The following is a 10,381-nucleotide window of genomic DNA, read 5'->3' on the forward strand; positions in this document are numbered from 1 at the left end:
CGGCTGCGCACGCACAGGGCTCCGAGGTCGAGTTGACCGATGCGGAGTTCCGATGGGGGCTCAGCAGACAGAGTGCCGGGCCCAGCCACGGCCCCGGGCTCAACTTCCTCTCCGCCGGGGACAGCTCGTCGGCGCTCGCCGGGTCCGGGGCGACGATCACCGAACAGACGTGGAGAGCCACGTCGGGCGACGTCACGATCGAGAAGCGATCCGCGACCGGGGCCACGGCGGCCGCCACCTGGGCCGGCACGCAGACCGACCAGTCGGGAACGCCGATCCGTGACGCCGCCTCGAGCAGGTACAGCGGACTCGAGATGGTCTTCGGCAACGGCACCGGGACGGTCGACGCTGGGGCGGGCACCGCCGAGATCGAGTGGAGGGGCACCGCCTCGGTCCTCTACTACTCGGGCCTGGTGTTCCTCAGCGTCACCGACCCGGTCCTCACCGTCACGCCCACGAAGGCGACCGTCACCGCGACCCTGGGTGGGCGACGGAGTTCCCAGGACAACCCCGAGGTGTCGGTCCCGATCCCGTCGCGCACCGTCGTCGTCGCGAACCTCCCCCGGAATCGCGTGGAACTGGGTGGGAAAAAGGGTTTCTCCGTGACCCCCGAATACCTCCGCGTGCCCTATTCCGCCAAGCCGGGAGAGAATCCCCAGACGAGAGACGGGAATGACTGGGGAGCGTTCCCCGCTGAATTCGTCGACTTTGCCGCTGACGCCGGATCGGGAGGATTCTGGTATTCCACCGGGACCTCCGACAGCGCGAAACCCGCCCTCCCGATAGCGGTGAGTTGGAATCCGGATGACCCCGAGGAAATGCCGAATTCCGGAGGCTCGGGTGGGTCGAAAGGAATCGTGGGGCAGGTACTCGACAACACGGTCGAACAGGTCCTCCGCGCTGCGGGCGACGACGTCGCCGACACCGCGGCCGCCTGGATGGACGAGGCGTGGAAACCGCTCCAGCCCGATGCGGTGAGGGCGGCGCGGGAGGGGGCGGACCCGGGCGTGTCGCCCGAATCCCCGGCCGCCGAGGGGGTCCCCGTCGACGAGGTCTTCGAGGAGTACTTCGAGGAGTACTACACCTCCACCTCTCCGATGACCGCCGGCACCGTGGGCGGCACGCTCGCCTCGATCCCCGCGTCCTCCGCGACTCCCTCCACAGGTGGCCCCGCGCCCGCGGCGTCGACCGCTCTCGCAGACCAGGCGACGATCCCGGTGGCGGCCAACTCGCCGCTCCACGGCGCCGACGTGGTCTACGCCCAGACTTCCGCCTCCCAGAAGGCCGGAGACCCCACCCACCAATGGCAGTGGTGGGTGGGGACCGCAGTGCTCGCGCTCGCGGCAGTGCTGTTCTACCAGACAGTTCGACGAAAGGACTGATGTGAAGACTTCTCGATCCCGGCTCGCGCTCGCCGGCCGACGGGGCACGATGCTGGGGGCGACGCTCGCGTTGCTCGCCGGAGTCGTCGCCGCCCCGGCGGCCCAGGCGCAGGACGTCACCCCGGGCACCGTCTCGGACGCCTCGTTCGTCTGGGGCATCAGCGGATACGCGCAGAAGGGCATCTTCGGGCCGTGGCGGATCCTCGACGCCTCGGGTGACGCGTCGGCTCTCGTGGGGTCGGTCTCGGGGGGAACGCAGGCCGAATACACACCTGCGGCGTTCCCGGCCACCTCGATGCCCGTGAGTCTGGTCGGGGGCCAGCAGGCGACCCCCAACGCGATCACGTTCTCCGACGGTGAGGGCGTCCGCGGTACGGACGGCACCGTCACCATCGACTGGGACGGCGAGATCACCTTCAACGCCTACCCGGCGAATCTCAACGCTCCCGACGAGACCCTGGCCGATCCGAAGCTGACCGTCAACGCCGACGGTTCCGGAACGCTCAACGCCGATGTCACGATCGGCGCGGCGAACGACATGAACGGCAACCCCACTCCCGAGGTCAACGCCGGTCGCACGACCGTCCTGGCGTTCGGGCCGGGTGCCGCCCAGGTGGCCCAGGACGGCACCATCACCCTGTCCCCCCGGTACGCGGGAGTGCAGCACAACGGTGGGACCCAGGACCGGACCTGCACCACGCCGAACGTCTGGGGCGCGTGGACGCCCGAGTGGCTGGCGGCCGTGCCGGCGTCAGTGCACCCGCACTACTACAACACCGGCTGTGGCGGAGACCAGAATCTCAAGGGCCCGCTGCCCCTCCAGGTCACCTACGACCTGACCGAGGACGAGACCCAGGTGCCCGTCGGGACCCCGAAGATCCAGCTCTCCGAGACCACACTCGCCGCGGACGGCAGCCACCAGGTGACCATCACCGGCACCGGTTTCAACGACCGGTCCGTGGTGGGTGTCCGCCCGCCGCTGGCCGGAAAGCCCGCCGGGTTCTACCTGGTCTTCGGCAAGTTCGAGGACGCGTGGAAGCCGTCCGCGGGCGGGACCTCGGCGGCGCGCAAGGTGGTCGAACAGAAGTGGGTCCTCGCCGCGGAGAACCACGCCGTCATCGGGGGCGCCGCCGCCGGCGCCGTCGAACTGCGCCCCGACGGCAGCTTCACCACCACCCTCACCGTCTCGAAGGACGCGGCCGACGCGAAGTCGGAGACGGGCGGCTACGGCATCTACACCTATGCGGCCTCCGGCGCGGTCCACGCGCCGTGGGAGCTCAGCGCGCCGATCACCTTCACCACCGGTGGGGATGACGACGACGATGACGACACCGGAAACGTCGGTGGCGGTTCGCTCGCGGGTATGACGAACCTCTTCGGCAGCCTGATGTAGGTCACACGCGGAACGGGCCCGGCCCCGACACCCTCCCGGGGTGTCGGGGCCGCTTCTCGTCGGGTGGCCCGGGCGGGCGGTCAGCGAACGCCCTGGGCCTCCAGATCGAGGAAGATCCGGTGGTTGAGCTCGAAGGCCCGGGTGGCGGCGGCCAGCGCGGCTCCGCGGTCGGCCTCGCTCAGCGGGAGGGCGTCGAGAGCGGCCCGGTAGTCGTCCTTGTAGACCTTGGGCTTGGCGATGTCGAAGTCGTAGAAGCTCAGACCGGTCTCGATGCCGTAGTGGCGGCGCACCATCGTCCTGATGATCTGCCCGCCCGAGAGGTCGCCGAGGTAGCGGACGTAGTGGTGCCCGATCAGGGCGGCGGGGTCGGTGGCACACGCGTGCAGCTCGGCCACGTAGGCCTCGGTGGCGGGGACCAGGAGGTCGTAGGTGCGCCCCTGGGCGCGGTGCGACTCCAGGTCGGCACGCAGGGCGTCGGCCCGGTCGAGGCGCGGATCGAGGATGGCCGACAGTCGTGGGTCGGTGCCGGCCCGGCGGCAGGCGTCCTCGAGGGCCTCGTAGACGGGGAGTGACTGCCGCAGGAGTGCCACCAGACCTTCCGGCGTGCCCTCGCCGTTCATCAGGCGGGTGATGAACGAGGCGTTCTCCGCCTGTTCGTGCGCGGCCATCGTCGAGTCGTGTAATGCTCTCGACAGGGGTGCGGAAATGATCGTCTCCATTTGTCCTCCGGGCTTGTTAGGTATGCCTAAAGAGAATACGGCAACAATAAGGGGATAGCCATACCGGTATTGATGTTGAGTAACGTGAACAATGCCGGGTGATCGGACGGGAATGTGCCGGCCGAAAAGGCGAGCGTCCGCATGTCGCGGAATTACCCGGGAGGCCGGTCGTCGAATGGAAGGGGATATCGGGTGGACACCATCGTCACCGCCGACGAGCTGACTCCGGGTGATCGTCTCGAGCTCGGGCATCTCACCCTCACGGAGGAGGAGATCGTCGGTTTCGCGCAGCAGTGGGATCCGCAGTGGTTCCACACGGATCCCGTGGCGGCCGCGGGCGGCCACCACGGCGGGGTGATCGCCAGCGGGATCCACACACTGGCTGTCCTCCAGCGGCTCTGCGTCGAGTCGGTCTACTCGAGGTGGGCGGTGATCGCCGGACGGGGGTTCGACCGTCTCCGCTTCACGGCCCCTGTCCGGCCGGGGGACACGGTGACCGGCTCGGTACACGTGACGGAGGTGAGTCCGGACGAGACCAGAGCTCGGGTGACGATGGATCTGGAGATGCGCAACCAGGACGCGGCCGTGGTGCTGACCGCCACGATGACGGTGTTCCTGTGGCGCCGTGGACACGGGCCCACCCGCCCCCGGGAGGAGGAGGCGGGGTAGTCGGGGTGAGCCGGGTGAGGTGGGTGAGGTGAGTGTGCGGTGCCCCGTGCTCAGCCACGCTCCGCGGCGACGCGGCCCATCCGTGTGAAGGCCTCGGTGAGGAGCTCCTCCGAGCACGCGAAGTTCACGCGCGCGAACCCCTTGCCCTGGGAGCCGAAGGCGGGGCCGTTGCTCAGCGCCACGCGGCCGTCGTCGAGGAACGCCGCGGCGGGGTCGTCGCCGAGGCCGGGATAGGAGCGCAGGTCCAGCCACGCCACGAACCCGGCGTCGGGCCGCCGCCACCGGGCGCGGGGGAGATGCTCGGCCATGAGCCGGTCCATCAGATCGAGGTTCGCGGCCAGTGCGGCGTTCATGCTCTCCAGCCAGTCCAGCGACCCGGTCAGCGCGGCCTCGGCGGCGAGCGCTCCGAAGTGCCCCACGGCGCCCGACAGTGCCGAGCGCCGCACCTCGAACCGTTCCGGGTTGCCGTTGATCACGAACGCGCACTTGAGGCCGGCGAGGTTGAACGCCTTGGACGCCGACGAGATGGCCAGGCCCACCTCGCGGGCGGTGTCGGAGGCGGCCAGGAACGAGGAGAACCGGACCCCGGGCATGGTCAGGGGCGCCCAGATCTCGTCGGAGACCACCACGGCGTCGTATCGTGCGGCCAGGTCGGCGAGCCCGGCCAACTCCGCCGTGGAGTGGAGGACGCCCGTGGGGTTGTGCGGGTGGCTCAGCAGCACGGCCCGTGCCCCGTCGGCCAGGGCGCGCTCGATGCCCGCCAGGTCCAGCCGCGGGTCCTCGCCGTCGTGGTCGACCAGTGGCACCGCGACGGGCGACATCCCCACGCGCCGGATCCACGGTCCGAACGGCATGTAGACCGGCGGCGTGTAGACCACCCCGCTGCCGGCCGGCAGGATCCGTGCGAGTGATTCCCGGACGCCCACGCCGACGTCGTTGACGGGGACCACCGACTCCTCCGGGACGTCGAACCCGAACCTGGAGTAGTAGCGGGCGCACACCCCGGCGAGTCGCTCGATCTCCGCGAAGTACCCGGTGTCGCCGTCGGCCACGGCGGCGGCGAGACGCTCCCGGATCGCCGGGGCCAGCAGGACGTCGGTCTCCGCCACGAACAGCGGCAGGACGTCCTCCGGGTACGCCACCCACTTCTGGCTCCGGCGCCTGCGCAGGACGGACTCGGGGACATCGAGGGGGAACGGCACGGCGGGGGTCCTTTCGACCGGGTTCACAGGACCCCCAGGCTACTCAGCTGCCGGGCACGTACCCGGGATGCACCCACACGTCCCACACCGGACTCGAACCGTGGGGGGAGAGCGGCATCGTGGTCGAATAGGTGCCGGCGAGGCTGCCGCCGGAATGCGGGGGGACGAAGACCCCGCCGGAGGTCGTCATCCAGCCCATCCGCCGCGCGAGGTCATAGAGGCCGGTGTACGCCGACGTCGTGGACCCGGTCTGCGTGAAGAGTGAGTGCCAGACGTCGTTGACCACGCTGTTGTGCCGCAGCTCCACAAGGCCGCCGTCCGGGTCGAGCTGCCAACACCGCCCGTACGGGTGGCCGCGGTCGTTCGTGCAGAACAGCGGGCGAGAGGACCCGTGCGGTGAGAGCAGTCGGACCCGGTCGCCGATCATCCAGAACGCCGGCTGGTCCGGGGTGATGGTCTGACCGGGCGCCAGTTCGACGCCGTGACCAGGGACGAACGACGCCCGCCACGCCTCGGTGGGCTGGGCGGATGCCGCGGGCGCGAGGCCCGTGGCGAGGGCGGCGGCGGTGACGACGGCGCCGAGGGCGCGGGGTGTGAACCGGGGTGACATGACCCCAGTCCACCACGGTGGCAGACCCCTCACGGCGGGTTGCGTCCGGCGTGAGGACACCGTGACCATCACGTCATACCGGGTAGCGCCGGGGAAACAGGGCGTGCATACGGTCAGTTCGCAGGGACACCGAGGGGGTGTCCACGTCACGAGAGAGAGAGGGGGTCGACCTCATGTCGCGCTCACATGTCATAGAGAACTGGGATCCGGAGGACGACGCGCAGTGGAAGTCGGGCGGCAGGAAGACCGCCATGCGCAACCTCTACTGGTCGGTCTTCGCCGAGCACGTCGGGTTCTCCGTGTGGACCCTGTTCGCCGTCATGGTGTTGTTCATGCCCCAGGACGTCTACGGACTGGACGCACCCGACAAGTTCCTCGTCTCCGCGGTGGTCACGCTGACCGGCGCCTTCCTGCGCATCCCGTACACGCTCGCGACCGCCACCTTCGGCGGCCGTAACTGGACCATGTTCTCGGCCTTCGTCCTGCTCATCCCCGCGGTCGGGATGCTGTGGATCATGGCGAACCCGGGCCAACCGCTCTGGATGTACCTCGTCGTGGGCGCGATCGCCGGACTCGGCGGCGCCAACTTCGCGTCGTCCATGACCAACATCAACGCCTTCTTCCCCCAGCGGGAGAAGGGCTGGGCCCTCGGCCTCAACGCGGGTGGGGGCAACCTGGGCGTGGCCACGATCCAGGTCGTGGGGCTCATCGTGATCGCACTGGCCGGCAACCGGTCACCGCACTGGGTGATCGGCGTCTACATCGTCCTGCTCGTCGTCGCGGGGATCGGCGCCGCGCTGAAGATGGACAACCTCGCGCACCAGACGGTGGATGTGCAGAGCATGAAGGACATGGCCCGCGACAAGGACGGATGGGTGTTGTCGCTGCTGTACATCGGCACCTTCGGATCCTTCATCGGATTCGCCTTCGCGTTCGGTCAGATGCTCACCATGACCTTCACCGGCAACGGCCAGGAGCCGGCCCAGGCGGCCCTGCACGCGGCACAGATCACCTTCCTCGGACCACTGTTGGGCTCACTCACCCGCATGGCCGGTGGACGGATCTCCGACCGTTTCGGGGGAGCCCGGGTGACCTTCGTGACCTTCTGCGGGATGGCGGTCACCACCGTCGCGCTCGTGGTGACCTCGAACATCCAGGCGTCGAACGACGGCCGGCTCGCCGGTGGCGCGCTCGTCCTGTTCTTCGCCGCCTTCCTCACGCTCTTCGGGCTCACCGGGGTGGGCAACGCCTCGGTGTACAAGATGATCCCGTCGGTCTTCGAGGCGCGCAGCCACACCCTCGGACTGGACGAGGCCGCTCGGACGTCCTGGTCGCGGGCCCACGCCGGGGCGCTCATCGGGGTCGCCGGCGCGGTCGGGGCCTTCGGCGGCTTCCTCATCAACATGACCCTGCGCACCTCCTACCAGTCCTCCGGTGCGGCAACGTCGGCGTTCCTCGTGTTCATGGTGTTCTACGTGGTGGCGGCGATCGTCACGCGCGTCGTCTACATGCGGGCCTCCGCCGGGGTCGACGCGGTCGCCGCGGCACCCACCGAGCCCCGGGTCCCCGTGGGCGCCGAGGCCTGACCGGCCTCGGTCGACGATCGAGACGAAGAGGACACATGGTGCACGCGTTGACGACGACCGGCCCGCCGACACACACCCACTGCCCGTACTGCGCACTCCAGTGCGCGATGTCGGTGACGCCGTCCGCCGGTGACGGACCGGCGACGATCACCCCGGAGCAGTTCCCCACCAACAGGGGCGGGTTGTGCCGGAAGGGGTGGACGTCGGCAGGGTTGCTCGACCACCCGGATCGGCTCACCACGCCGCTGATCCGGGTGGACGGGCACCTGCGGCCGACCGACTGGGACACCGCGTTGACCCGGGTCAGCGACGGCATCCGGCGGGCGCAGGCCTCGGGAGGCCCCGACGCCGTGGCGGTCTTCGGCGGGGGTGGCCTGACCAACGAGAAGGCCTACACACTGGGCAAGTTCACCCGCCTCGCGCTGGGGAGCAGACTCGTGGACTACAACGGCCGCTGGTGCATGTCGAGTGCGGCGGCCGGGGCGAACCGGAGTTTCGGGCTGGACCGGGGGTTGCCGTTCCCCGTGACCGACCTCGACGACGCCCGGGCGGTGCTGCTCATCGGTGCCAACCCCGCCGACACCATGCCCCCGTTCGTCCAGCACCTCGACACGGCCGCGGCGGCCGGCGGCATGGTGGTGGCGGACCCGCGCCTCAGCGCGACCGCGCACCGGGCCGTCGACGGCGGTGGGATCCATCTGAGGCTGCGGCCCGGCACGGATGCGGCGCTGGCCCTGGGGCTCCTGCACGTCGCCGTGGTGGGCGGACACCTGGACACCGAGTACGTCTCCACCCGGACGTCGGGTTTCGAGGACGCGTGGGCGATCGCGGCGGACTGGATGCCCGACCGCACCGAACGCGTCACCGGTGTCTCGGCCGACCAACTCGAACGCACGGTGGAACTGCTGGCGGGCTCTCGTGACGCGGGCACCGGTGCCTACGTCCTCACCGCCCGCGGTGCCGAACAACACTCACGGGGGACCGACACCGTCGGAGCCGTGATCGCCCTCGCGCTGGCACTGGGCCTGCCGGGCCGGACCGGCACGGGCTACGGCACCCTCACCGGCCAGGGGAACGGGCAGGGAGGCCGGGAGCACGGGCAGAAGGCCGATCAACTCCCCGGCTACCGGATGATCACCGATCCGGCCGCCCGCGCGCACGTCGCCGCGGTCTGGGGAGTGGGGCCCGAGGAGATCCCCGGGCCCGGGCTCTCGGCCTTCGAGCTCCTGGACGCGCTCGGGCAGCCCGGTGGGCCCACGGCGATGCTGCTCCACGCCTCGAACCCCGTGGTCTCCGCGCCCGACGCCGATCGGGTCACGTCCCGGCTCCGATCGCTGGACACCCTCGTGGTGGCCGACTTCGTCCTCTCCGAGACCGCCGAACTCGCCGACGTCGTCCTCCCGGTCCCGCAGTGGGCCGAGGAGGAGGGCACGCTGACCAACCTCGAGGGCCGGGTGCTGCGTCGACGCCGCTCGGTCACCCCGCCGGAGGGCGCCCGCGACGAACTGTGGATCTGGAACGAGCTCGCACGCCGACTCGGGCGGCGGCCTGATCGGTTCCCGACCGACCCGCGGGTGGTCTTCGACGAGTTGGCGCGCGCCTCCGCCGGGGGCAAGGCGGACTACTCGGCCATGGACTGGGACCGCCTCGACGCCGGAGAGGCACTGTTCTGGCCGTGCGGCGCCGACACCCCGGCCGGGACACCGCGCATGTTCCTCGACCGTTTCGCCACCGAGGACGGCCGGGCCCGCTTCGCCGTGGCCGCCGTGGACCCACCCGCGGAGGACACCTGCCAGGACTACCCGCTGCTGGGCACCACCGGACGCGTGCTCTCGCACTACCAGTCCGGTGCCCAGACGCGGCGGGTGCCGGAGCTGCTCTCGGCCGACCCCGAGATGTGGGTCCAGGTGCACCCGGTCGTCGCGCGGGCCGTGGGGCTCGACGACGGCGGACGCGCCCGGGTGGTGTCCCGCCGCGGGGCGGTCGAAGCGCTCGTGCGGTGCGACGAGGACATGCGGACCGACACCCTGTTCCTGCCGTTCCACTACTCCGGGGCCGCCCGCGCGAACCTGGTGACCCTGCCCGAACTCGACCCCTACAGCCGCATGCCGCAGTTCAAGGCGTGCGCGGTCCGGTTGGAGGCCGCGTGATGCGGGTGGTGGTGGTGGGGGCGGGGATGTCCGGTGCCCGGCTCGCCGAGGAGCTGCGGCGCGCCGAACCGGATCCCGAGACGATGTCGGTGACCGTCCTCGGCGCCGAACCCGAGGCGCCGTACAACCGGATCATGCTCTCGCACGTGGTGGCCGGGGGGATGGGGGACCCGGGAGCCACCCGGCTCAAGCCCACCGGGTGGTGGGACCGCAACCACATCGAGATGCGCACGTCCGCCTCGGTGCAGGGGATAGACCGGGTGGCCCGGGAGGTCGAGCTCGCCGACGGCGAGCGCGTCCCCTACGACCACCTGGTGCTGGCGACCGGCTCCGAGGCCACCATCCCGCCGATCGACGGGGTCCGTGGACCGGACGGGGCGCTCGCCGCGGGAGTGTTCCCGCTCCGCGACGCCTCGGACTGTCGGGGACTCACCGCCCACCTCGAGGAACACCCCGGTCGGGTCGCCCTGGTGGGCGGCGGCTTCATCGGTCTCGAGGTGGCCTGCGCACTGGCGCGGTCGGGCCGCGACGTCGTCGTCGTCCACCCCCGGGCCTGGCCGATGGACTCCCACCTGGACTCCGGCGGCGGGCGCGTGCTCATCCGCGCGCTGGACGAGCTCGGCGTCCGGGTGGTGACCGGTGCGCGGGCCGCGCGATGGGACGGCACCGC

Annotated in this window: 9 protein-coding genes; 6 read left to right on the forward strand and 3 right to left on the reverse strand. The window is 70.8% G+C overall.

The genetic code is table 11. The annotated features are described in order from the left end of the window. Both G6022_RS13590 and G6022_RS13595 read left to right on the forward strand, forming a co-directional pair. Nucleotides 1-1,382: hypothetical protein (locus G6022_RS13590; protein ID WP_206682383.1), on the forward strand; the 1,382-nt coding region annotated here is incomplete at its 5' end. A gap of 1 nt (nucleotide 1,383) precedes the next feature. Next, entirely contained in the window at nucleotides 1,384-2,775 is a 1,392-nt protein-coding gene (locus G6022_RS13595) for a hypothetical protein (protein ID WP_182639714.1), read from the forward strand. An 80-nt stretch (nucleotides 2,776-2,855) separates the two neighbouring features. Here G6022_RS13595 and G6022_RS13600 read toward each other — a convergent pair whose 3' ends face one another. Beyond that, nucleotides 2,856-3,746 (reverse strand): biliverdin-producing heme oxygenase, encoded by an 891-nt coding sequence (locus G6022_RS13600; protein ID WP_347237857.1) that lies wholly within the window; start codon nucleotides 3,744-3,746, stop codon nucleotides 2,856-2,858. Between G6022_RS13600 and G6022_RS13605 the strand changes: the two genes are divergently transcribed. After that, a complete protein-coding gene (locus G6022_RS13605) occupies nucleotides 3,687-4,163 on the forward strand; it encodes a MaoC/PaaZ C-terminal domain-containing protein (protein WP_259848311.1) in 477 nt (158 codons plus the stop codon). The genes G6022_RS13600 and G6022_RS13605 overlap by 60 nt on opposite strands. A 50-nt stretch (nucleotides 4,164-4,213) precedes the next feature. On the opposite strand, the gene G6022_RS13610 is transcribed toward G6022_RS13605, so the two are convergent. Together G6022_RS13610 and G6022_RS13615 are read right to left on the reverse strand one after the other, a co-directional pair. Continuing rightward, on the reverse strand, nucleotides 4,214-5,365 hold the full coding sequence (locus G6022_RS13610; RefSeq protein WP_179524646.1) for an aminotransferase class I/II-fold pyridoxal phosphate-dependent enzyme: 1,152 nt from the start codon (nucleotides 5,363-5,365) through the stop codon (nucleotides 4,214-4,216). A gap of 43 nt (nucleotides 5,366-5,408) precedes the next feature. Next, nucleotides 5,409-5,975 (reverse strand): hypothetical protein, encoded by a 567-nt coding sequence (locus G6022_RS13615; RefSeq protein WP_182659359.1) that lies wholly within the window; start codon nucleotides 5,973-5,975, stop codon nucleotides 5,409-5,411. 173 nt (nucleotides 5,976-6,148) lie between these two features. Between G6022_RS13615 and G6022_RS13620 the strand changes: the two genes are divergently transcribed. The 3 genes from G6022_RS13620 to G6022_RS13630 all read left to right on the forward strand — a co-directional run. After that, entirely contained in the window at nucleotides 6,149-7,561 is a 1,413-nt protein-coding gene (locus G6022_RS13620) for a nitrate/nitrite transporter (RefSeq protein WP_179524648.1), read from the forward strand. A 35-nt stretch (nucleotides 7,562-7,596) separates the two neighbouring features. Beyond that, nucleotides 7,597-9,711 (forward strand): molybdopterin oxidoreductase family protein, encoded by a 2,115-nt coding sequence (locus tag G6022_RS13625; RefSeq protein ID WP_182691770.1) that lies wholly within the window; start codon nucleotides 7,597-7,599, stop codon nucleotides 9,709-9,711. Further along, the coding region (locus G6022_RS13630; protein ID WP_347238186.1) for an FAD-dependent oxidoreductase at nucleotides 9,684-10,381 on the forward strand (698 nt) is incomplete at its 3' end. The genes G6022_RS13625 and G6022_RS13630, both read left to right, overlap by 28 nt.

This window comes from Dietzia sp. Cai40, from assembly GCF_014145165.1.
GTDB lineage: Bacteria > Actinomycetota > Actinomycetes > Mycobacteriales > Mycobacteriaceae > Dietzia > Dietzia natronolimnaea.